This window comes from Bradyrhizobium sp. UNPA324, from assembly GCF_006658635.1.
In the GTDB taxonomy this organism is placed as follows: domain Bacteria; phylum Pseudomonadota; class Alphaproteobacteria; order Rhizobiales; family Xanthobacteraceae; genus Bradyrhizobium; species Bradyrhizobium nanningense.
Genome location: NZ_LFJD01000004.1, coordinates 3,254,263 through 3,276,783 on the forward strand (window position 1 = coordinate 3,254,263; position 22,521 = coordinate 3,276,783).

General features: G+C 62.0%; 16 protein-coding genes. 11 read left to right on the top strand and 5 right to left on the bottom strand.

The genetic code is table 11. The features are described 5' to 3' along the window. Positions 1-41 precede the first annotated feature (41 nt). The 4 genes from tssM to UNPA324_RS15760 are packed head-to-tail and all read left to right on the top strand — an operon-like array spanning position 42 to position 6,879. The gene (tssM, locus tag UNPA324_RS15745; protein WP_141935080.1) at positions 42-3,593 is read left to right on the top strand and encodes a type VI secretion system membrane subunit TssM; all 3,552 of its coding nucleotides are present in this window, start codon (positions 42-44) and stop codon (positions 3,591-3,593) included. Continuing rightward, positions 3,590-4,291 (top strand): type VI secretion system-associated protein TagF, encoded by a 702-nt coding sequence (gene tagF / locus UNPA324_RS15750; RefSeq protein ID WP_141935081.1) that lies wholly within the window; start codon positions 3,590-3,592, stop codon positions 4,289-4,291. The genes tssM and tagF overlap by 4 nt, the downstream gene beginning before the upstream one ends. Positions 4,292-4,297: 6 nt before the next feature. Next, positions 4,298-5,074, top strand: a complete 777-nt coding sequence (locus UNPA324_RS15755; protein WP_141935082.1) for a PP2C family protein-serine/threonine phosphatase — start codon at positions 4,298-4,300, stop codon at positions 5,072-5,074. After that, positions 5,071-6,879 carry a serine/threonine-protein kinase gene (locus UNPA324_RS15760; protein WP_141935083.1) on the top strand — a complete coding sequence of 603 codons (1,809 nt, stop codon included), beginning with the start codon at positions 5,071-5,073 and terminating at the stop codon, positions 6,877-6,879. The genes UNPA324_RS15755 and UNPA324_RS15760 overlap by 4 nt, the downstream gene beginning before the upstream one ends. Before the next feature lie 9 nt (positions 6,880-6,888). Here the strand turns inward: UNPA324_RS15760 and UNPA324_RS15765 are convergent, their stop codons facing one another. Next, on the bottom strand, positions 6,889-7,914 hold the full coding sequence (locus tag UNPA324_RS15765) for a DUF4424 domain-containing protein (protein ID WP_246667176.1): 1,026 nt from the start codon (positions 7,912-7,914) through the stop codon (positions 6,889-6,891). Positions 7,915-7,964: 50 nt separating this feature from the next. Next, complete coding sequence (locus UNPA324_RS15770) at positions 7,965-8,222, bottom strand: hypothetical protein (RefSeq protein WP_245471584.1); 258 nt, start codon at positions 8,220-8,222, stop codon at positions 7,965-7,967. Between the two features lie 179 nt (positions 8,223-8,401). Here UNPA324_RS15770 and UNPA324_RS15775 point away from each other — a divergent pair, with 179 nt between their 5' ends. From UNPA324_RS15775 to UNPA324_RS15785, 3 genes are read left to right on the top strand one after another with little or no spacing between them, the layout of a single operon-like run. Next, positions 8,402-10,123 (top strand): hypothetical protein, encoded by a 1,722-nt coding sequence (locus UNPA324_RS15775; RefSeq protein ID WP_141935085.1) that lies wholly within the window; start codon positions 8,402-8,404, stop codon positions 10,121-10,123. A gap of 57 nt (positions 10,124-10,180) precedes the next feature. Then, on the top strand, positions 10,181-11,956 hold the full coding sequence (locus tag UNPA324_RS15780) for a caspase family protein (RefSeq protein ID WP_181769408.1): 1,776 nt from the start codon (positions 10,181-10,183) through the stop codon (positions 11,954-11,956). 15 nt (positions 11,957-11,971) lie between these two features. Next, positions 11,972-12,622 carry a DUF4384 domain-containing protein gene (locus tag UNPA324_RS15785; protein ID WP_141935087.1) on the top strand — a complete coding sequence of 217 codons (651 nt, stop codon included), beginning with the start codon at positions 11,972-11,974 and terminating at the stop codon, positions 12,620-12,622. 24 nt (positions 12,623-12,646) lie between these two features. On the opposite strand, the gene UNPA324_RS15790 is transcribed toward UNPA324_RS15785, so the two are convergent. Continuing rightward, positions 12,647-13,639 carry a hypothetical protein gene (locus UNPA324_RS15790; RefSeq protein WP_141935088.1) on the bottom strand — a complete coding sequence of 331 codons (993 nt, stop codon included), beginning with the start codon at positions 13,637-13,639 and terminating at the stop codon, positions 12,647-12,649. A gap of 119 nt (positions 13,640-13,758) precedes the next feature. Next, positions 13,759-15,624 (bottom strand): caspase family protein, encoded by a 1,866-nt coding sequence (locus UNPA324_RS15795; protein WP_141935089.1) that lies wholly within the window; start codon positions 15,622-15,624, stop codon positions 13,759-13,761. A 676-nt stretch (positions 15,625-16,300) separates the two neighbouring features. Between UNPA324_RS15795 and UNPA324_RS15800 the strand changes: the two genes are divergently transcribed. The 4 genes from UNPA324_RS15800 (at position 16,301) to UNPA324_RS15815 (ending at position 20,939) form a co-directional block, all read left to right on the top strand. After that, positions 16,301-16,861 (top strand): zinc metalloprotease, encoded by a 561-nt coding sequence (locus UNPA324_RS15800; RefSeq protein WP_141935090.1) that lies wholly within the window; start codon positions 16,301-16,303, stop codon positions 16,859-16,861. Positions 16,862-17,077: 216 nt separating this feature from the next. Further along, the gene (locus tag UNPA324_RS15805) at positions 17,078-18,037 is read left to right on the top strand and encodes an OmpA family protein (protein WP_141935091.1); all 960 of its coding nucleotides are present in this window, start codon (positions 17,078-17,080) and stop codon (positions 18,035-18,037) included. 307 nt (positions 18,038-18,344) lie between these two features. Further along, a complete protein-coding gene (locus UNPA324_RS15810; protein WP_141935092.1) occupies positions 18,345-19,523 on the top strand; it encodes an acyltransferase family protein in 1,179 nt (392 codons plus the stop codon). A 159-nt stretch (positions 19,524-19,682) separates the two neighbouring features. Then, a complete protein-coding gene (locus UNPA324_RS15815) occupies positions 19,683-20,939 on the top strand; it encodes a serine hydrolase domain-containing protein (protein WP_141935093.1) in 1,257 nt (418 codons plus the stop codon). Positions 20,940-20,946: 7 nt separating this feature from the next. Here UNPA324_RS15815 and UNPA324_RS15820 read toward each other — a convergent pair whose 3' ends face one another. Then, on the bottom strand, positions 20,947-22,494 hold the full coding sequence (locus tag UNPA324_RS15820) for a carboxylesterase/lipase family protein (RefSeq protein WP_128917615.1): 1,548 nt from the start codon (positions 22,492-22,494) through the stop codon (positions 20,947-20,949). Between the last annotated feature and the right edge of the window lie 27 nt (positions 22,495-22,521).

Here is a 22,521-nt window from a genome sequence, read left to right on the forward strand (position 1 = left end):
AGATACCGCGGGCTCACGCGGTTTGCGACAGGTACGGTTAGATGCTTGCCAAGGACATTATCCGCATCATTCTCTACGGGGTTGGGCTCAGCTCGCTCGGCGCGGTGATCTATTTCGCCGGTCCCTTCATCGCGTTCGGCGATTGGCGGCCGCTGGAGAACCATATCGTCCGCCAGATCGCTATTCTGCTGCTGACCGCGGCCGTGGCAGCTGTCGTCGGCCTCAATCTGTTCAGGCGGCGCAAGAATGCCAAGGAGATTGCCGACGGTATCGCCGGTGCGGATCAGCCGGTCAGCGACGAGCCGGTGCTCAAGGAGCGCATGAAGGATGCGCTCGCGACGCTGAAGACCGCCAGTGGCAACAAGTCGGGCTATCTCTACGATATACCCTGGTACGTCATCATCGGCCCGCCCGGCGCCGGCAAGACCACGGCGCTGGTCAATTCCGGCCTCAAATTTCCGCTCGCGCGTGGCGCGACGCCGGCGGCGATCGCCGGGGTCGGCGGTACCCGCTATTGCGATTGGTGGTTTACCGACGAAGCGGTGCTGATCGACACGGCCGGCCGCTACACCACCCAGGATTCCAACAGCAAGGCCGACAAGGACAGCTGGCTGGCGTTCCTGGATATCCTGAAGAAGAGCCGGTCCCGCCAGCCGATCAATGGCGTTCTCGTCGCCATCAGCATCGAAGACGTCTTGACGCTACCGAAGCAGGAGCTCGCGCTCCACGCCGACGCCATCAGGATGCGCCTGCTCGAATTGCACCAAAGGCTGAAGGTCAGCTTCCCGGTCTATGCGCTCTTTACCAAGGCCGATCTCGTTGCCGGCTTCACCGAATATTTCGCCTATCTCGGCGAGGCTGGCCGCCGTCAGGTCTGGGGTGCCACGTTCCAGACCGCCGACAAGACCCAAAATCTGGTGGGGCAGATCCCGGTCGAGTTCGACCGTCTGCTGGAGCGCCTGAGCGAGGAAACGCTCGATCGTCTGCAGGACGAGCCGACGCCGCAGCATCGTGTGCAATTGTTCGGTTTCCCGGCGCAGATGGCGCGGCTCAAACCCCAGATCCACGACTTCCTCAACCAGATCTTCGAGCCGACGCGCTATCACGTCAATGCGAACCTGCGCGGGTTCTACTTCACTTCGGGCACACAGCAAGGCACGCCGATCGACCAATTGATCGGATCGTTGGCGCGTACGTTCGGCGCGGAGGAGGTTGGTTCCGGATCCTATTCGGGCACAGGCAAGAGCTACTTCCTGGCAGACCTGATTTCCAAAGTCATCATCGGCGAGGCCGATTGGGTCTCGACCGACCGCGCCGCGGTACGCCGTGCACTGATCCTGAAAACCGCAGCGCTGTCGTTGATCGGACTGGTCTCGATCGGGCTGATCGCAGCCTGGCTGACGAGCTACAAGCGCAATTCCGATTTGATCGAGCAGAGCCTGCAGGCGGACGGGGAGTATGCGACCGCCGGAGCGCCACTTATCAAGGAGACGCTGATCGCCGATCGTGATCTCGACAAGGTGCTGCCGCTGCTCTACCGGCTGCGCAATGCACCGGCGGGCTACGGATCGCGCAACGAATCGGTGCCTCTGTCGGCCCGCTATGGGCTCAGTCAGCACGCCCGGCTGCTATCGCCCTCGAAAGCAGCCTATCATACGGCGCTCGAGCGCATGTTCCGGCCGCGCCTTCTCTATCGCCTGGAGGAGCAGCTCAACGCCCGCATCAACGAGCCGGCCTTCGTTTACGAGGCGCTGAAGGTCTACCTGATGCTTGGTGGCCTGCAGTCGCCGGACCGCGAGCTGATCCGCTCCTGGATGCAGCGTGACTGGGCCGACAACCTCTATCCCGGCGCGACCAATGCGGAAGGGCGGCGTCTGCTCGACGACAACCTCGTAGCGATGTTCGACCTCGAGACCGAACAGCCCCCGCTGGTGGAACTCGACGGCCGATTGATCAAGCAGGCCCAGAGCTCCCTCGCGCGCCTGAGCGTCTCGCAACGTGCCTACGAGTTCTTGAAATCGGAGGCGCGTGCGTCGACAGCTGGCGACTGGATCGCCAGCCGGCGCGGTGGTCCGGACATGGCCGTCGTGTTCGAATCCACGACCGGGCAGCCGCTTGATGCCGTGCGGGTGCCGGAGTTCTTCACGTATAACGGCTTCCATCAGAAGTTCGTGGCGCGGCTGCCTGGACTGTCGGAGCGGATGAAGCGGGAACGTTGGGTCTTGGGTGATGCCGGTCAGCAGTCGGCCATCGAGCAGCAATACGACAATTTGGCGAGCGATCTGCTCAGCATCTATTCCAACGATTTCGTGACGACCTGGCGCACGGCACTTGGGAGCCTGCGCCTGAAGAAGCTGCTCGCCGACAAGCCCAAATACGAGGTGCTGCGAGCGCTTTCCGCGCCGACCTCGCCGATGCGGCAGATACTGGAATCGGTTCGCGACGAAACAATGCTGACAAAGGAACGCCCAAAGACGGCGGCGAACTCCGCGGCACCCGCGGCGGCGGTTGCCGTGCCACCGGCACCAGCACTGTTCACAAATGCGCAGGACGGTCCCCCTGGCGCGACGATCGAGGCACAGTTCAAACCCTACCACGCCGTGCTCGAAGGCGAGAGTACACGCCGGCCGATCGACTCGACCATCGCCAACCTGAACGACATCGCGCAGAGCCTCACGCTGATCATCGAGAATCCGCAACTGACCGCGCAGGCGACTGCCGCGCTTCAGACCCAGGTCGCGGCCCTTCGCAACAATGCCTCGCGGATGCCTCCGCCGTTCTCCGACATGCTGCGAGCGGCGGCTGCCGAGTTCGAAGGGAGCATCGCGGCCTCGACCGCGGGACAGATCCTGCAGACGCTGCGCGATCAGGTCACGCCGGCCTGCCAACAGACGGTGACCAACCGCTATCCGTTCGTCCGGGGCAGCACCCAAGAGGTTCCGCTCGCGGACTTCGCCAAGGTATTCAGCCCGAACGGGATCATGGATAAGTTCTTCGCCCAATACCTCGCCCCTTACGCCGATACGTCTCGGTCGGACTGGGTCTGGCGGAAGGAAAGTCCCGTCGGACGATCGTTTTCTCCGGATACGCTCAAGCAATTCCAGAATGCCGCCTATATCCGCGATGCGTTCTTCCAGACGGGTGGGGCCGTGCCGGCGGTATCGTTCGCAATTCGGCCGCCCGGTTCAGCCGGACCGGGCGTGACCGTCAAGACCGAGATCGGCGGTACCACGATTACGGGCCCGACCAGTCCCGGACCGGCGACGTCATCCTTGTTCGGCGGTCCGCAACCCCCGCCTGCGCCGCAACCACAGAGCAACGCGCCGACGACGGTCTTATGGCCCGGCCCGTCGCCGCGAACGGCAATTTCCGTGAGCAACGACACCGGCCCGCCCTCCGTCCTCGAGCGAACCGGTCCCTGGTCGTTGTTCCGGATGCTGGAAGCCGGTTCATTGGTGGCGAAGGCGGAAACTGCCAGCGCGACCTTCATCGTCGCCGGACGCGAGCTCAACTATCAGATCTCGACCGGATCGTTGCGCAATCCCCTGAACATGTCAGTGCTCCGCGAGTTTCGCTGCCCGACGGGAATATGACCATGCGCTGCGGTTTATTCGGCAAGATCGGTGCAAAACGCGACTTTATCGCAATCGCGACGCCGCGCAGCTTCCTTGAAGCCTGGGAGCCGTGGGTGCAGGCTGCGCTGTCCGCAAGTCGTCACCAGCTGGGCGCAGATTGGCGGCAGGCCTTCGTGACCGCACCGGTTTGGCGATTTTGGCTCGGCGCGACGATCTGCGGTACCACGGTCACAGGAGCGATCATGCCATCGCTCGACGGGGTCGGGCGGTACTATCCATTGACGCTACACGCAATGGCGCGCGAGGGCGGGGGCTTGCCACCACCGAACATCGACCCGCAGGATGAATGGTTCGGGCAAGCGGAGGCGTTCCTGCTTTCGACCTTGGATCAGACCGCGACTTTCGAGCAGATATCCGACGCCCTGGATCGTCTTGAGGTGCCGCGATTGCGGGAGACCGCCGCCGGCGGTCCATCGATCATTTCGTTTGGTACCACCGCAGTAGCAAGGGGGTCGGCGATCGATGCGTTCGCGGGAACGTTTGCCACACTTTGCACCGCCGCCCCCGAGGTCTACGCCGCCGCGAGCTTCTGGTGGACCGCAGGAGGCGAAGGGTTTCCTTCAATGGCGCTGAGTTGCCGCGGGTTGCCGGATCCGTTTCACTATTCGATGCTGTTGACCGGCGATCTCGCAGTTGCGGGACCGGCGGCGGGATGACGCGCGATGATACACGTCCCAACCTTATTCGACGTCGGTAGCGTCACTCACGCTGGACGGGTGCGGGAGCGTAACGAAGATTCATTCCTGGTGCGAACAGACGTCGGCTTGTGGGCTGTGGCCGACGGGATGGGCGGTCACGAGGCCGGCGATCTCGCCAGTCGCATCGTGGTGCAGTCGCTCGACGCGATCGGAACGCTCGAGTCCGCCGCAGACCTGCTGACGGAATGCGAGGTGCGGCTGTTCAGCGCAAACCAGCAGATCCTGGCGCTTAGCCGCGAGCGACAGGGAGCAACCGTCGGGACCACGGCAGCGGTCTTGCTCGTTCGCGACGGCTATTATGCCTGCATATGGGCGGGCGACAGCCGGGTCTATCTGATCAACCGCGGGATCATTAACCAGGTGTCGCATGATCATAGCGAACTCGAGGAACTGATCGCCGAAGGTGCGCTGTCGCGCGAAGACGTGAAGGATTGGCCGAGCAATGCCATTACGCGCGCCGTCGGCATCGCCGATGATCCGGAGTTTGAGGTGGTGACCGGCCCGGCCGTGGAGGAAGACATCTTCGTGATCTGCAGCGATGGCCTGACGAAGCACCTGCAGGACGAGGAGATCCTGCACCATGCGGCGACGCGACGGGCACAGGCGGCCTGCGATGACATGCTCGCGCTGGCTCTTGATCGTGGCGGTCTCGACAACGTGACGATCGTGATTGTGCGGCTGCTGGCACCACAATCACAGGAGACAACAAGATCGCCGCTCGATTGGAAGCCGCAATTATGACCCCGAACGATCCGTTCCGATCGTCTTACAGAGGCGTGCCGACCGGCACCCGACTCAATGGCATCTACGAGATCGAAGCGATGATCGGCGCCGGCGGCATGGGTGAAGTCTATAAATGCCGCGAGATCCAGACCGGATCGCCTGTTGCGGTCAAAATGCTGCTGCCCGATATGGTCGAGAACGAAGCCGCTCTGGCGCTGTTCCGTCGAGAGGCCGCAGCGCTCCACAATCTGCCGCACGACGCGATCGTTCGCTACTTCTTGTTCACGGTGGAGCCCGTATTGCAGCGGCCGTATCTCGCGATGGAGTTCGTGAACGGCCGCTCGCTCTCGAACATGCTCGATGACGGCCCGTTGACCCTCGAAGCGCTGATCAAGCTGATGCAGCGCGTCGCATCAGGGCTGCATGCCGCCCATGAGCACGGCATCATCCATCGCGACGTTTCCCCGGACAACATCATTGTGCCGCTCGACGACGTCAGGCGGGCCAAGCTCATCGACTTCGGCATCGCCCGATCGACCCAGCTGGGGGACAAGACCATCATTGGCTCGGGCTTTGCCGGAAAGGACAATTACGCATCGCCGGAACAGGTCGGACTCTACGGCAACGAGGTCACCGCTAAATCCGATGTCTACAGCTTCGGGCTCGTCCTGTTCCACGCGCTGACCGGGCAAAAGCTCGACATGGGCGGCAGTCAATTTCAACTGGTGGAGAAGCGCCGGCGTGTGCCGGATCTCGGAGCGGTGGACATGCGCATCCGGCCTTTGCTGGAGCGGATGCTGCAGCCTGATCCGGCATTGCGTCCGAGCATGGCGGAGGTCGCTAACTGGGCGCCGGTTGGTTCGGCGGAGACACCAGTCGCGCCATTGTACGGGGTCGATCCGCTGCGGCGGCCGGAAGGAGGGGCGCCGGCGCCGCAGGACAGGCCGCCACCGACGGTGTGGAGGCGGGGTCGTCTCTGGTACGGCGCGGGAGTGGTAATGATGTTGCTCCTGTTCGGCGGAGGAGGATATGCCTTCTACAAGCTGATCTGGTCGGGTCCGGGCACTACGGTGTTGCCGCCACCTCCGAAACTTGCCGGGACGATGGCGCCGCCGAAGGCCGAGCCAGCTGTCCCGCAGGGGGGACGCCAGGAGCCGGTCAAGCTGCCGGTGCCGCCGACGGTGACGCCATCTCCAACACCCGATGGGGCCGGGCGAACCGATCGCATCCGCAAATATGTGGCGCAATATTCCGGCGGCGACTGCTTCTTCATCCTGCCGGTCGCCGTAAGCCAGAACGCCGCCGTCATCGAAGGCTTCGGCGCCTCGACCGTCCCGTTCGACGCTTTCGACAAGGCGTTCCGGCGTGAGCAGGGCTTCGAGGCCTCGGTCGGCGTCAGGCAGGTGACCCCAGCTCAATGTCCGGCCGTCAAGTTCTTGAGAGAGGTCGGGAGCGATCAGGCGCGAGCGCCGCGCATCAACCTGTCGGCGACAGAGCTCAAGGGCGGCGAAACCCTCAACGGCACCATTGAGAACTTCGCCAACCGCGTTGTGGAGCTGCTGATGGTGTCGGATCGTGGCGAGGTCCAGAGCCTGAGCTATCTTCTGAAACCGGGTATCGACTCGCTTTCGTTTGCGCTCCCGACACCACGTGGGAGCGGACCGCAGCTGCTGCTGGTCGTAGCGACCCCGCAGGTCCTGGATTCTTTGCGCCAGCCGAAGCCGATCGCTGCCGACACATTCTTCCTGCAGGCGCTCAGCGAATCTCAGCGGAACAAGGTAGCAATCATCGCAGCCGCACGGTACGTGCTGCTCACGAACTGATCGGCACGCTCAGAATGTTCCGATGATCAGGATCTTCAGATCGGCATCCGGCTTGAAGTCGCTTGATGTATATTCAAGCGTGCTGCCGGTGGATGCTTTGAGCCGCCCCGGACAGAAACTCACCAGGCGGTCGCTGCCGCCTGGATCGATCGTCAGCTTGAACGACCGGATCGGACCCGCCCAATTCGCGCCGGTTTTGAGCACGTAGGATATGCGCCGTTCCTGCAGGTTCTTGGTGTTGGCCTGGTTGCTGCCTGCGCGCTTGTCGAGCTCTGCAAGGAACGCGTCCTGAACGCAGTACTCTTTCCGGTAACGCTGGACTTCCTGACTGAGAGCGCTGCTGCGACGCAGGCCGGAGCGTAGGATGGTGTCCGGACTGGAGCCGACGCTCGGCCGATATTGGTGTTCAACGGTGACGGTGTTCGCGGCCGGAAATACCTGCTGACGTACCGCAGAGGTCTTGATAACCCAGCCGGGTGCATATTGCTGGCCACCGTTGTCACTCATCCCGGCAGGCAGCAGAAGTCCCTCGTTCACGAGCCGGGTTCGGGTCGCCTCGGGCAGGTCAGCCACCCGGATCTCGCGGCCGCCGATCGGAAGCAGCGGCAATTTGAGCTCGCGCAGCAAGGCACTGACATCCTTGTTGCCGACCATGGCCCGCTGATCAATGGTCAGAGGCGTCGGGCTGCCGTCGACCTTGGTCGTGAAGTCGACGAAGTTGACCGGATCATTTGACGGCAGAGCAATGTTCTCGGCCTCCGAGAGGTCGATGTCGGGCAGCGGGAAGGCGACAGTCAATGTGATCGGCTTGGCGGTGACGTTGGCGAACTGGTACCGAACGGTGACGTTGTCGAGCGCGATACGAAGGTTCTCGCTCTCCATAGTCACGTTATTGGTGCGCACGAATTGGAGCCCGCCGATTGATAATTCCGCGGCTGAATCGTTGGCGCGGGCCGGCCACACCGTCGCAACCAAAAACACCAACGTCAAAGCCGGTATTCGGAAGGACGGTTGGGCAGGGGAGCCATTCACCATGGCTGTCTCCATGTGGCAGCGCAGCATATGTTGGTTGCGTCCGGTATGCCTCAATCGATCGGCTGATAGAGATCGCCCCACTCGGATTTCCAGACCCCGTCCGGGTCGCACACCACGACCGCGAGCTTCAGGTCGTTCGCCAGTCGGATCGCGCCACGAAAGGCATCCTGCGCCGGCAAAAGTGCGCTGGTCTGGTCGGTAGCCAGTCGTCCCCCGCTTGCGGCCGCCGGCAGCACGACTGATCCGGAAGCGCCGTCATTGTCGCGCTTCAGCACCAGTGTGATCGCGTCGGGCTGGACTTCATTCACTTGCTCAAATCTGTTCCGGGCCATGGTTTGCACCTCAAGCTGAAGAGGGTTAGGACAATCACCGTCCAGTGATGAATTGAACGAGATTGAGATTGCTCACCACTAATTGAAGCGCCGCGTTACCGGCATCTGGGATTAGTCGATCCGACGCGGCGATTGGTTCGGGATACATCGAGAACATGCTTCGTCTAAAGCGTTGGATCTGGGCCGTCATCGTTGGCGCTGGCATCTTCGGAACCCAGGCGCATGCCGACGATACCGTCGTACGCAGCTTTGGCGACGGTTCGGCTGCTTCTATGGTTGGCATTGTCCCGCCTAGCGAGGACGTGGAACTCGCAGGTCCGCAAGCGATCAGCGCCGACGGGCAGGGCAACCTGTTTGTGCTTGATCAGATTAACGGCCGTATTCTCCAGTTCGATCCCAAGCAGCCGAATTCTGATCCGGACATCCTGAAGATGCCGAAGGACGTTCAGCCGACGGACCTTGTCGTCCGCAACGACGACATCATGGTTTGGGACGGCGGCGTGCGGACGCTGAAGGCGGCGGCCGGACAATCTACGCGCGGACTCGGCGGCGACGTGATCCAGCTCGAGGAGGTCTCGAGCCGTGGGGCGGACGACCAGGTTGCCGTTTCCGCTTTCGCCCAGATGGGATCGCAGGCGCCCGGCAGCGCGGCCGACTTGCTCGACCAGAACACCCGCGCAGCCATCATCAAGACGACGCGGCAGCCCGACCGGCAATATGTGGCGTCTCGAGGCAAGGGCTCCGTGATCGCCGATATCATTCCGGACAAGGGCAATGCGGGCGTACGAGTCGAGATCCAGACGATGGTCACTAACGAGACGATCGGCCAACTCGCCCTCCGGGTCCGCAACCAGCTCGGCGCGGTGGAATTCCTCGAGATAGACAACAGCGACCGCTTCTACGTGCTGGCGGAAGACATTCCGCCATCGGGAAAGAACGCCTCCACGTTCGTCGCACGCTACGCCGCGAATGGGCGTCTCGAGGGAATTTATGAGCTTCCTCTTGAAAATGCGCCGCTGACGAGGCGATTCGTCACGGTCTCTGGCGACGGTGACGTCTATTTCCTGCGGACCAAGCCCGACGGTATTGAGGTGGTTGGCGTCGGTTTCAGGCCTCTCAACAACGTTTCGATCATAGACGTGCGGCCGTCGCGAACGGCAGCTGCGCCAGCACCGCAATCCGGCGCCACATTCAACGCGTCGGCTGCGGTGAGGCCGTCCAATCGGCAGCAGGCGATCGAGACCGCGTTTGCATTCGAGGGCATCCAGTGGAAGCTGACGCAGGCGAACTACGGCAGCGATCCCGACAGCCAATGCAGCGGCTTCAGCCGTATTCGGCGGCCGTGGTATTTGCAGGGCAAGGTGAACCAGGAGGTGCGCGGCGTACCCTATTGCTGGGGCTGCCACGGTTCGCTCGCAAGCTTCCGGCAGCGGATCGAGAGCGGAACGCTGGCCGGCAATGTGTGCACTCGCAACGCGCCGCGACCGGATGTGGCTGGCGTCGACTGTTCGGCATTCGTCAGCGCTGCGTGGGGGCTCTCCGTCCACTATACGACTGCCGCAATTCCTGCGATTGCAGCCCCCGTGACAAATCCATGGGACCTGAAGCCCGGCGATGCGCTGAACAAGCCTGGCTCGCACGTGATGCTGTTCCTGCGATTCACGTCCGATCGCAAGGCCGAGGTGATGGAATCCTCGACTGGCGGCTGCAACGGTCGCGTCTGCCGCAACGTCTATCCGTTGGCGAGCCTGCTCTCGCGCGGCTACGTTCCTGTCCGCTTCAAGGCCTTCGCGGATGATCAGGCGACGGTTTCCGCGAGCGCCTATCAAGAGACCGAACCGCAGGCGGGGCGCAAGACGGCAAGCAAAAGGCGCTGAACCGGCCATGCCGTTCGCGCTACAGAATGGGTAGGCAGGATGTCGAGGTGGCTTACGATGCGGATGCCCAGGCGACTTGATTGGAAGATCGGGCGGCTATGCGCAACCATCGGTCTGGCTGGGTTGATCGGGCTGACGGCCCCGCGCGCGCATGCGGCTGGCGGGTTGTCGATCAGCAATCCGGAGGGAGCGGCGGTGCGCGCTCTCGTCATCGGCATCGATGATTATCAGCACGTACGCAAGTTGAAGGGCGCGGTCGCCGACGCCACCGACATTGTCGCCAGCTTGAAGTCGATGGGGGTCGCCGACGTCGTCGAACTCGCGAATGCACAGGCCGACAGGGCAAGCGTTTTGCGCGAAATCAGTGCGCTGGTGGAGCGGACCGGGAGCAACGACCTCATCTTTCTGTCGATCGCCGGTCATGGCACCCAGGAACCGGAGCGCGTCAAGGGCTCGGAGCCGGACGGGATGGAAAACGTATTCCTGCTGCCGGGCTTCGAAACCACGCCGACCGGTTCTGTCGAGCGCATTCTGGGCAGCGAGTTCAACCATTTCATCCGGCAGTTCGAGTTGCGCGGAGCGAAGGTGATTTTCGTGGCTGATACCTGCCATGGCGGCGGTATGGTGCGCGATATCGATCCGCGTGCCGCTGAAATGAGCTTCCGGCAGGTGCCGCGCTATACATTGCTGGTCGACGAACTGAAGCCGGTCTCTGATAGCAACGATCCGAAGTCGGAGCTCGACCTTGACCGCACGGCGTTCCTGGCCGCGGTGGACCGTTATACGAAGGCGCCCGAAGTCCGCATTCCCGGCGTCGATGGCCTTCGCGGGGCTCTCAGCTATGCAGTCGCGCGTGCGGTCGAAGGTAGTGCGGACATCAATCACGATGGGAAGGTGACGCTCAAGGAGCTCTTCAGCAATGTTCGGCAGGTGGTCTATCAGCTATCGGACCAGCGCCAGAACATCGTGACGATATCATCGCCGGCTCAGACACCGGACACCGAAATTGCCTTCGGATTGACGCGCGGCGTCGTCTTGATTCAGGGGCCGGCCGCAAGGGCAGCCTCTGGTCCGGCCGGGACCGCCGCGCCCGTCGAGGCCCAGGCGCCGCCGCCGGCGGTCACGGCCAAGGCATCCACCGTTCCGACCCTTGCCGCGGCACCGACCAAGGACCTTCCGATCGGCGAAACGCCACCGCTTCGCCTCACTTCGCCGATCCGGCTCGCGGCGCTCGACGGCAAGACGAACTACTTTGCGAGCGTGACGACAAAGGATATTCCCGTCCAGGCCGTTCAGCCGACGGACAATCCGGACCTGATCTGGGATCCGGTGTCGCACGATGTGATCGCATGGGGCGACGTGGTTGCGTATGGGATGGACGTTGCCGGCCTATCAACCGTTGTGGACCGGACCGCGGCAATTCGCGAACTCAAGCGTATGGCGGTTCGGTCGCCGCAGATGATGCGCATATGGCCAGATGACCGCCAGCAGAAGGCTGGCCAAACCGTCGAGGTTGATCTGTCTGATGTGGCGTCGAGGGCGGTGTTGTTGTTCAATGTCTCCGGCGATGGCACCATCCAAATGTTGTATCCGGTGGGTTCTGATCCTGCATTGGCCCGATCGACGAGCTTGCGCCTGCCGCTGAGGGTCGGTGAACCCTTCGGTGCGGAACAGATCGTTGCGGTGACCTCGCAGCAACGCATGGTCGATCTTGAGACGGCCTTGATCCAGCTTAACCGGCGTCGCGCCTCGGGGCAGATGATCAAAAGCCTTGAACGCTACTTGCCCGCGGACGCCCGAATTGCTTCGATCGGCTTCTTCAGTGCTCCCTAGCGGGAGGGGCAGCCGGTGCCGTCATTGCATCTGATCCACCGCGAGCGACCGTGGTTCGCAATCCTTCTGCTGCCGTTATTGGCGGGTGGCGGAGCAGCGTGCGCAGCACCGTTGCCGTCGGCATCGCTTCCTGTCGGCACGCATGCATCTTGGCTTTGGCCCGTGCAGGCGGCGCGTAGCCAAGCCAATACTGCAAGCGTGTCGCTCCAGATCCTGCCAGGCCAGACCGTCAACCTCGGCGGCAAGGTCTCGTTCGGCGTCACCGCCAGGAAGCCTGGATATCTCATTTTGGTGGACATCGATGCGGAAGGACGCATGTCCCAGATCTTTCCGACTCCCGAACTCCTGGCGCAGTCGGACGGCCGCGATATCAATCTCGTCAAGCCCGGCGTCGAATTTGTCGTTCCGAGCCCGGCTGCACGGCAGCGAGGTTTTGAGTACGTCGTCGCACCGCCGGCCGGGTCTGCAGTGATGATCGCCATCCTGAGCGAGCGACGTGTCCAATTGCTCGATCTGCCGGACTTGCCGCGCAAGCTCAAAGATCAAGCCGAGGCCCTTAGCTATCTATCGGCCTGGACCAGTGGGCTGCGCGTGCCGGACAACGCCACCGGGAAGCTCGTGCCGAACAATTGGTCGTTCGACGTCAAATCCTATTCCATCAAGTGAATTCGTGCGGATAGGCCGCCAAGGTCAAAGCTTGCTGAGCCGGCTGAAGAAGCCGCCACGGGCGATCATGTAATGAATGTCGTTAGGGAAGGGAAACGCGCGGCGAACATTGGAAATCGCGTGTTGGAGGAACTCACCACTCGACGGCGCAGGCTTCTGATGCAGCCGTGGTTGGTCGGCGACCTGGGGTATCATGAACCGATCCACGTAAGCTTCGTCCAGATCGGCGACTCTGACCATCTGACCAAATGCCGGGAACAGATCGTAGTGACCTACGCTCACGCGGAGGTTCTTGAGGGCAGGGCGCTGAGGCTGCGCTTGATTGCCGTCGGGGGTCGCCAGCCCGCGTCCTATCAGATCCAACTTCACGGACTGCGGCAGCGTTGATGGACCATACACGATCTCGAGCGCAGAGCCGCTCTGTCCAGACAGCCACTGATACCAGAAGGTGGCATCGTCAGGCCGCGCCTTGGCTCCGTAGAGACAGTCAAATCCCCAACAGGCAGTCAGCTTCGCCTGATACCTTCCGAGGGTCCCGACCAGATTGCGCATGCCGTTACCACCGCCGGAGTGGCATGCGATGATGAGCTTGCCGATCTGGAGCTGAGGAATGGACGTCGAAGAGCCTCCCAAGAACTTGGCCAGGGCTCCAAGGATTTCCTCGAGATAGCGTTCGCCCCAGTTCGGCGCTGCCAGATCGTTGACGCTGTAATTTCCAGCAAAGGTCTCGCCGACGGCATATTCATAGCCCAAAAACGGCGCGATGAGCACGACGTCCTTGCCGGAATCCCGAACTTGTTCGCGGAGCCGCGCAGGATCGTTGCGAAACAGAAATTCATGGTCCTTGACGTAGAAGCCATGCAGCCAGATCACGATGTCGAGCTTGGTGGCAGCGGTTGCGTGCTTTGGCGGAAGATAGACCGCGGTCGGCTTCATGCCGGGCGCCAGCCGCTTCGTAAAGAGCGTCACCCCTGGAAACGACTGGGCATCCTTCTGTTCGAGCTCACACGCCACCACGAGGGTCGCTCCGCATCGGCCGCGTCGGGCACGGACCTGGCCGACCCGATGTTACAATTCCATTGTTCGCCATATCCTCGAAGCGGCTTCCGATGACGGCGTGGCGAACTCGCGCCTTGCTAATTGCAGACCTCGACATTCCCAGTGTTGTTGCCGGGGCCTCCCCCGCCGCGGTAGTCGAGGTGGCAGCCCCGACGGACCTGACGGCACAGATATTGGTCACACACGATCTGGCCGCTGCCGCCGCCGCCACTCGCCTTCGCAGTGGCTTGCCGCCGCGGAACGTCTGCCATGGGCTCCGATCTTTCGCGCGCCGAACGATCCGCACGTGACGAACCTTCGTCCGTGTTGCGCTTGGCAACCGGCTTCTTCCCGCGCCGCTTCTCGCATTCGTTGTCGTCGTTGAGGAACGAGCCCTCGGCACAAGTGATCCTGATGCACTGGTCGCCGCTAGCCCTGTAGCCATGATCACAGATCACGGGACAGACCCGTTCTGGCTTGACCTTGATCGCGTCAAGCGCGTCGAGACTTGCGAGCTTTACGTCGAATTTCGTTCCCGCGTGCCGGTTGAACAGCGCCAACGAGCGCTGTGAAGCCGCATTCCACTGGCCATCGACGGCGCCGGTGAAGCAGCCGACGCGACTCAATTCGCTCTGGACCGACTTGGCGATATCGGCTTTTGCGATATCGGTCTGGCGCGGCTCGGCGCTCAGCGCGGCGAGCTTGGGCGTCTTGTTGTCCTCGGCGGACTTAGCTGCTGCGGGGCTATCCGCAACCGTGCTCTCGACAGCCGGATTATTCTCGGAAAGCGCAGCGACGATTGTGGATTCCGGTGCGGTTCGTTTCCGCTCCGCCTCGGCAGCTTGCTCTTGCGCCGCTTGCTTCGCTTTCTCGGCGACGACGCGGGCCTCTTCCGCAGCCTTCAGGTCCGCAGCGGCCTTCTCCCGGTCGGCACGCTGGGCTCCCTGGGACATCAGGCGCGCTTGCTGCTCCTCGGCCTGCTGCGCCTTCGCTGTCGCCGCGACGCGTGCCTCTTCGGCCTCGAGCTGATTAAGTTGCAGCTTGGCCAGATTTGCATAATATCCATCCGGATGCTGGCTCAGGAATGCGTTCAGGGCGGGCTTATTGCGCAGCTGCAACGCCAATTCGTAGTCGCGGCGAGTTTCCGACTGGGGATTGGCAGCTTGGATCGGCTCCTCTGCCTTGGCAGCCGGAACAAGTGCAACGTCCTCGCCGCCCAGCGAGCCGTAGACGTAGGGCTCCTGCCGGTTGCCGGTGGCCTGCAAGACGTCATCGCGGACGAAGCCGAAGGCCCTGCGCAAGTCGAGCCCCGGCTTTGCGATGTACTTCACGAGAGCTGTCGCGTACGGGCTATTCTTGCTGTTGCCGTCCAGTGCGGTAAGGCCGGCCTTGGCGGCAAACGCGATCAGCGTGTTGGAGACGGTGGGCTCGACCCTCGCCAGCCCGCGGCTGATCGACCGCGAGGCAACGGTACGTTTCATCGAGTCGGCAAACGGATTGTTGCGGCACGCGTCGACGATCACAACGCGCAGCTGCCTTGCAGGCTCGATCGCAAGCAGGACACGGTCAAGCGAGAACGCCTCGTCATAGATGTCCGTGTCGCGTTCGAGTCTGGCGTCTATCGGGATCAGATAGTTCGTTCCGTCAATCTCGATACCGTGGCCCGCATAGTACACCAGGGCAATGTCGGCGTCGCGGGCCTGATCGGCGAACTCTCTCAGGGCTCGCCGCATGTCGGTCGCGGCGAGATTGAGCCTCGAGTCAACCACGTCGAAACCTGCGGCCTTCAAGGTCGCAGTGATGGCCGCAGCGTCGTTGGCTGGATTCGGGAGCAGGGGGGCGTTCTGGTAGCCGGAATTGCCGACGACCAAGGCCACGCGCTTTGTTGCCCAAGCTGGTTGAGAGGCGAGGAACAGCGCAGCAGCAAGAAGGAGACAAACTTGGAGGTGTCTGTACAATCTCATGGCGAAACACCCAGCATCTGCCGAATAGGAGTAGCGTTGCTCAGATGGCCGCGTCGAACGTAGATAATGCTCACTGAACCAATCTGTAAGCTAGAGGCGGCCACCGATTTGCGTACAGTAACAATTTCGAGGCTGATCCATTCTCCATGTTGTCGCTGGTCGGAGTGAACGCGTTCAAGTTCGCATCTAAAGTTTTGGCAGGCGATGGCTCAGAAGCCAGGGGCATCCGCCGTCGCGACCGCCGAAATTTTATAAGTCATTGATACAATTGTTGATTTTTGTATCTGGCCTCGTCCCCGTGACAGGGCGGTTGCGCCGCGTTTGAAGCAACGTTTCGGTGAGCGGCACGTGAGGGCGGGAACCAGCCGCAGGCTCGGTACTGAAGGTCTCTCGGACCCTGCCAGCGATTGGGCGGCGCCCATGCGCCCACGAGGTTCCACCGTCACAGATGGAGAAAATCACCGCAGCTTGATGGTCAGATCGTTGTCCAGCATCATTTGCCGGAGAATAGCACCAAGGCAATGAGGTTCGAAGGCCTCCCCCGGTTGGAGCGAAGTCGGGTGGTCGTCGTTCGATCGAATGAGATCTGGACGCCTTGCCAGGTGGGGAGGCTCTCCAGCGGAGCGCGAACTCCACCTTTCAGGCATGAATTCTAACATCAACCTTGGAGACTCTCGTGTCCATTCCACTGAAGGTTTACATCACGCCATTTGCCGAAAGGGGTGTTCCGGAGCCGGCAAAATGGGATTGCGATGCAGCCAAAAAAGCTCTGGATGTGGTCAACAATATCTGGTCGAAGGCCAAGATTGCGTTCGTGATCAATGATTGCCTGATAGACAAGCCGCTCGATATGGCAAAGAGCGCCCGCAACAATGACAAGCAGGTGCTGGATGTCCTTAGCCTCCGCCGTACGAAGGACAATGCGGTTCATATCTTTCTCGTCAATCCGATTCCAAACCTTTCAGCCGGCGGCGGTTCTTACCTTGACAGCGATCCCGAGCCGGCAAGCTTCGTGCAGTGGTATGGCGACGATCATGCCAATGGACGTGCCTGGGCTCACGAGCTCGGCCATCTGATGAGCCTCGATCATGTCGAGATCGACTATTCCAACGAGAAGCAGGCGGCACAGCGCGTCAAGAATCTCATGACGGCGGGATTGAACGCCGGGTCCGACTTGACTGGCCCGCAGATCAATGCAGCCAAAGGCTCAGGGTTGGTCAAGCGATTTGGGGGATAGGACAAGGCGGTTCAATTGTTGAGAACGACCCGAAACTCCTGTTCGAGATATCCGTCGCTCCAGTCCGGAGCTGAGCGCGAAAGTCCAAGATCGCGATCGCTATGGTGTGTAACTCTCGATTCGATGAACCCTCCTGACGGCCACCGCTACTAGGAACGGGCGGGCCGTCCCGTTGATCACCGACGAGTTCCTGCCGTCTTATTGCGGGTAAGAGACATGTTTCACAAAACCGGTCCGGGCAAGGTTGACTTGGACTTGGATTTTTCCGGAGTGGGAGTTCTGCACGCGCGACTCTGGAATTTCGACTTCGACGACTTTGCCGGTTACCAGTTCCGTGGCTTGAAGACAGAGCATCTCGAATTTCTAAGGAGCAGAGTGGTTCCTCTGCTCCAGGATGACGCAGGTCAGATCTGGATGACGGGGGCCGCGAGCCGGATCGGTACGGCCGATTGGAATATGACGACGTCGGCCAACCGCGTGATTACGGTCGCGAAGTGTCTGTCCGAGATGGGCATCCACCCGGAACAAATGCAGACGCATGCCATCGGCAATACGCAGACCAGGAATCACAAGCTCGATGAAGACGCCGATAGATCGGTGGCCCTTTGGGTGCTGCCGAAAGTCTATTTTGAACCAATCATAAAGCCGAACTTGCCGCGGACCGTTCCGCCGAAGCCAAAAGTCAGCCGAAATTTCAAGATTGCCATGCTGCTTGAGGTCGACGGATCGATCTCGTTTACAGCGAGATCGGCCATCAAACGGATCGTTAAGGGGCGGGCTGGAGCCGGGATTGCGTTTGCCAGCGCGTTGTTCTCCATCTGGGATACGGAAAACAATCTGAAGTGCACCTACGTCTATGCGGCGGTCGGTCTGGGCTTTGGATTGACCCTTCCGAAGACCGGCAGCAGATCGGGTACACTGCATGGTCCCTGGAATGCGTTTACAACCGAAAAGCCGATTTCCTGCTCGCAGTTCGGCAAGTCGATGCGCTTCACGACGATCGGCATAGGTGACGTGAGCGAGAACTGGATCCTGCTGGAAACACCGAGGGGAGTGAAGGACGTCTACTTGAACATCAGCACCGGCACGACCATAGGCGGCGGAGCATCGACATATCCGGCCCACTTGAGCGCGTTCGTGCCGCTGGAGAGACCGAAACCGTTTAGCGGGCCGTGAAACGGACTATCATAACTCCTTGCTCGGCGCCTGGTTTGCTTCCGCCGGACTTCGCTAAAGCATGATCCGGAAAAGTGCGCAGCGGTTTTCCGAAAAGATCATGCTTGAACAACAACCTAAAGCGCGATGACGTTTCATCCTAATCGCATCGCGCTTTAGTGCACCCGGAGCAGTTTGGCCTCGAAATCTTGGGTGGCCTTGTTGAGCCGAAGTATCTCCTTTGGATTGTACTATGCGAAAATTGGCGAGCCGGTCGTTGCTCGATTAGAAGTTGTCGCGTAGTGTCCGGGCCTCACTGGCAGCCCGCATGTTCAACCTTAATCCCGCCAAGAACGGAACCTCGATTACGCTAGACGCGCTCCGCGCCATTGCCGCGCAAGCTGTCTGTGTAGGGCACGGAATCTCATTCTTCATGCCCCAGCTACGGGGCGGTCAGTTCCCTCTTCCGCAAAACGTCGGGGTGCTGCTCTTCTTCGTGCTGTCGGGATTCTTGATCAGCTATACCTTGGTCGAGAGATCATCACGGGACCCGCAGTACGGTTTTTCGCAGTTCTTCGTTGAACGTTTCGCCCGCATCTATTCCGGTCTGCTTCCTTGCCTGGTCGCAATCGCCGTGATCGATGCCGCCACACTGCATCTGATCGGAAATGCCGCTTTGGCAGCCAGCTACAATTTCAAGGCGTTCGTCGCAAACATATTCATGATTGAGACCTACCGCGGCCCGCTTGCACATCTAAGCTTCTTGCGGGCGCCGGCATTCGGATCTGGAAGCCAATTGTGGACGCTCGTTATCGAATGGCACATCTACCTTTTCGTGGCCGCGCTTTTCTTCCTGGGCGCGCGGCCGGCGGCGGCACTGTTGCTTATCCCGATCGCTCTTGTTTTCGGGCAAATTCCAACGCACTACGTCTTCGGCGCCCTTCAGGATGATGGGGTGGGCCAATCACTGTTTCTGTTGTGGCTCGGAGGCGCCTACGTCTACTTTCTGGCAAGACGGGGATGGCTTCCCCCTCGCGGCGTATCGCTGGCGATCGTCGTTGCATCCGCCGCGGCGTATTTCATGGTTGTGCGGCCCTATGCCGAATACCGGCCGAGCACCTATCCTCTGCTGTTGCTGTTCCTGTTCGGGATCGTAGGGGCAACGCAGGCGATGCCTGCCACCTCCTCAGCTGCGATGGCGCGAGTAGTCCGGTTCTTTTCGGGGTACTCCTTCACCCTCTACCTGCTCCACCACACAATCATGTACCCAGCGTTCCTGCTCTGGAAGGACGGCGGCTGGCTCGTTTTTGGATGCACCGTCATCCTCGCCAACGTGATCGCAGCAACTCTCGCCAGCGTCACAGAGATGCGCCACAAGCAGCTTGCCAGCTACTTGTTTGCCGTGCACACAAGATTTCCAATCGCGCCATTCCGCAAGCCACGCTCCTCCGCGGCATCACGACCAAATGCCACGTCGTTAGCGCCGCGAGAACGATTGCCATTGTGAAATTCTCCACGACCGGGAATGCGGGTTCGGGGTGAAAAACGGTGTCCGTCGCTGAGACGGACGTCATCTTCGTGGTGGTGCCAGACTGGCCATCCGTAGCCAGTCGGCGCGCGATGCCGTGCTATGAGGTCGGCAAGGTCGTCTCCGGAGTTCAAGTTCATGTCTGTCGCGTCCACGCCCGCTCAATCTCCCGCCGCCACCTCCACGGACCCGGAAACCCTCGGCTGGATGCGCGGCTTCCCGCCGGCGCCCGATCGCCTCATCACCTTCCACGACGGCTCGTTCCGCAATTTCCCCGAGCTGCGCTGGGCCTGGAGCAACATCCGCCAGCTGGTGCCGACCATGAACGTCTGGCGCGGGGCGGGGCCTGCATCATCTCTGCCACGCGAAGATCACGACATCGGCGCGATCGCTTCGACCACGATGGATGGCCGGCCCATGACGTTCGCAAAGATGCTGGAGGAGACCTATGCCGACGGCATCGCCGTGCTGCATCGGGGCAGGCTGATTTACGAGCGCTACTTTGGTGCGCTGAAGCCGCACAAGCCGCATATCGGGATGTCCGTGACGAAGTCCTTCACCGGCGTGCTCGCCGGCATTCTGGTCGTCGAGGGCAAGATCGATCCGCAGGCGCCCGTCACGGACTATGTGCCGGAGCTGAAGCGGAGCGGGTTTGGCGATGCGCGGGTGCATGAGGTCATGGATATGACCACGGGGCTCGCCTACACCGAAATCTACACCGACAAGAACTCGGACGTCTGGGGCCTTCGGCGCGCCAACGGCATGGCGCCGATTCCGCCGGACTATGACGGCCCGACCAACATCTTCGATTTCCTGATCGCGCAGGCGAAGCAGGGCGAGCACGGCAAGGCCTTCGCCTACAAGACGGTCAACACGGACGTGCTGGCGTGGATCTGCCGGCGCGCCAGCAACATGACGCTGTCCGAACTTCTGTCCGAGCGGATCTGGCAGCCGATGGGCGCGGAGGAGGATGCGTATTATCACGTCGACCGCATCGGCACCGAAAGCGGCGGCGGCGGCCTGTCGACGACGCTGCGCGATCTCGCTCGCTTCGGCGAGACCATGCGCAATCATGGCCGCTTCAACGGCCGCCAGATCGTGGCGTCGCAGGTGGTCGAGGACATCGCGGGCGGCGGCGATCCCGAGAAGTTCAAGCCGGCCGGATACACCACGCTTCCGGGTGCGTCCTACCGCAATCAATGGTGGGTGACGCACAACGAGCACGGCGCCTACATGGCGCGCGGCGTCTACGGCCAGGGCATCTACGTCGATCCCAAAGCCGAGATGGTGATCGCGCGCTACGCCTCGCACCCCGTCGCGGGCAACGCCGCCAACGACCCCGTGACGCTGCCGGCCTACATGGCGCTGGCAAAGTCGTTGATGGCGGGCGGATAGGGGGCGCTTAACCCACCTCACGCCATCGTACCGGCAGCACGCCGTCCTGCCTGAAGCCGTCGAGGAAGCGGAAGCGCTCGCCTTGGGGATTGGGGCGGGCTTCGATCGTCGTGCCGATGATCTGCACGACGTCGCTCTCGTCATAATGCGGCCACGGCGGCAGACCTGGTCCATTCGGATCGCCATGTGCCGCGAAATTCACCCAATAGTCCATCATGGTCCGCGCCAGCGCGAGGTCCTCCTCCGCCGGCGGCGTCATGCTGCCGATCACCTGCTGCGGCGTCAGCGTGCCGAACACAAAGGGGATCTCGGTGACGTGCGAGGCGATCGGCGTGTAGGGCGAGGTGTAGCTGAAGAGATAGCCGTAGACCGGTGCGTGCTGCGTTCGCCGATGCAGGCGCAGCCACTGCCAGCACTGTTCGCCGATCACAATGTCACCCGTGAGCGCGGCCGCGGAGATCGTTGCCTCAGCGTCGGTCGCGGCGGGATAGAGCTTGCGGAAATCGACCATGCGCTCCCGGCCGAACATCGCGTCGGCTGCGGCGAGAAAGGCATCCGCCGATGGGTGGGGCAGGGCCTGCGCCATGAACGGGAATTCCTCGGCGGCATTCCAGCCCGTCAGCAGCGGGATGCGCATCTGCTCGCCACGCAGGAAGCGCCGCGCGGGCACGTCAGGCACCACGTGATGATCGATGCTCGGCGAGAACGCGCCGACAACGGGGCTGGTCTTGAAGCTCCACGGCGCGGCGGCGTTCAACCGGTCCGCCGGCAGGTCGCGCAACGCCGCGATCGACCCATCGCCCTGTTGCCGGGCAAAGGCGACACCCCGCGCGCGGGCTTCGTCAAAACTCTGCAGCGGCCCGTGCCGGCCGTCCCAGAATGCGCCGCTCTGGCCGATCGCCTTGTGAAACAGCCCGTGCGCGAGAGGCGAAGCCATCAAGATGCCGACAGCCATGGCGCCGGCGGATTCGCCGAACAGGGTGATATTGTCTGGATCGCCGCCGAAGTCGGCGATATTGGTCCTCACCCAGCGCAGCGCCGCCAGCTGGTCCTGCAGGCCGTAATTGCCCGAGGGCGCCTCCGCGTCGAGATCGGGATGTGCCAGAAAGCCGAAGATACCGAGGCGATAGTTGAAGCTGACGACGACGACGCCGTTGGCGGCCAGCGTGCCGCCGTCGGTCGCGGGGTTGGCGGAGGAGCCGAACTGAAAGCCGCCGCCGTGGATCCACACCATCACGGGGTGCTTCTCGTCCGCATATCGCGCCGCAGTCCAGACATTGAGGTAGAGGCAATCCTCATGGCGCGGCCCAGGTCGATGGTCGTTCTCCAGCGAGGACAGGCAACCCGCGCCGAAGACAAGCGCATCGCGCACGCCAGCCCAGCGCGCCGGCGGCTGCGGGGAGTGCCAGCGCAGAGGCCCGAGCGGCGGGGCGGCGTAGGGAATGCCCTTGAAGGCCAGCACGCCGCTTGCGTCCCGTAAGGTGCCGCGCACGCGACCTGCTTGCGTGCGAACCTCGCGTCCGAGCTCGGCTTTCGAGGTCATCATGCCATGCATGGCTCTCTCTCCCGTGAGTGCCCAGCC

Bases quoted from the DNA above. Each gene is read 5' to 3' on its own strand.
- UNPA324_RS15780 (WP_181769408.1), top strand. From the start codon at position 10,181: ATGCGGATGCCCAGGCGACTTGATTGGAAGATCGGGCGGCTATGCGCA.
- tssM (WP_141935080.1), top strand. From the start codon at position 42: ATGCTTGCCAAGGACATTATCCGCATCATTCTCTACGGGGTTGGGCTC.
- UNPA324_RS15775 (WP_141935085.1), top strand. From the start codon at position 8,402: ATGCTTCGTCTAAAGCGTTGGATCTGGGCCGTCATCGTTGGCGCTGGC.
- UNPA324_RS15795 (WP_141935089.1), bottom strand. From the start codon at position 15,624: ATGAGATTGTACAGACACCTCCAAGTTTGTCTCCTTCTTGCTGCTGCG.
- UNPA324_RS15805 (WP_141935091.1), top strand. From the start codon at position 17,078: ATGTTTCACAAAACCGGTCCGGGCAAGGTTGACTTGGACTTGGATTTT.
- UNPA324_RS15760 (WP_141935083.1), top strand. From the start codon at position 5,071: ATGACCCCGAACGATCCGTTCCGATCGTCTTACAGAGGCGTGCCGACC.
- UNPA324_RS15815 (WP_141935093.1), top strand. From the start codon at position 19,683: ATGTCTGTCGCGTCCACGCCCGCTCAATCTCCCGCCGCCACCTCCACG.
- UNPA324_RS15820 (WP_128917615.1), bottom strand. From the start codon at position 22,494: ATGCATGGCATGATGACCTCGAAAGCCGAGCTCGGACGCGAGGTTCGC.
- UNPA324_RS15765 (WP_246667176.1), bottom strand. From the start codon at position 7,914: ATGGTGAATGGCTCCCCTGCCCAACCGTCCTTCCGAATACCGGCTTTG.
- UNPA324_RS15810 (WP_141935092.1), top strand. From the start codon at position 18,345: ATGTTCAACCTTAATCCCGCCAAGAACGGAACCTCGATTACGCTAGAC.
- UNPA324_RS15755 (WP_141935082.1), top strand. From the start codon at position 4,298: ATGATACACGTCCCAACCTTATTCGACGTCGGTAGCGTCACTCACGCT.
- tagF (WP_141935081.1), top strand. From the start codon at position 3,590: ATGACCATGCGCTGCGGTTTATTCGGCAAGATCGGTGCAAAACGCGAC.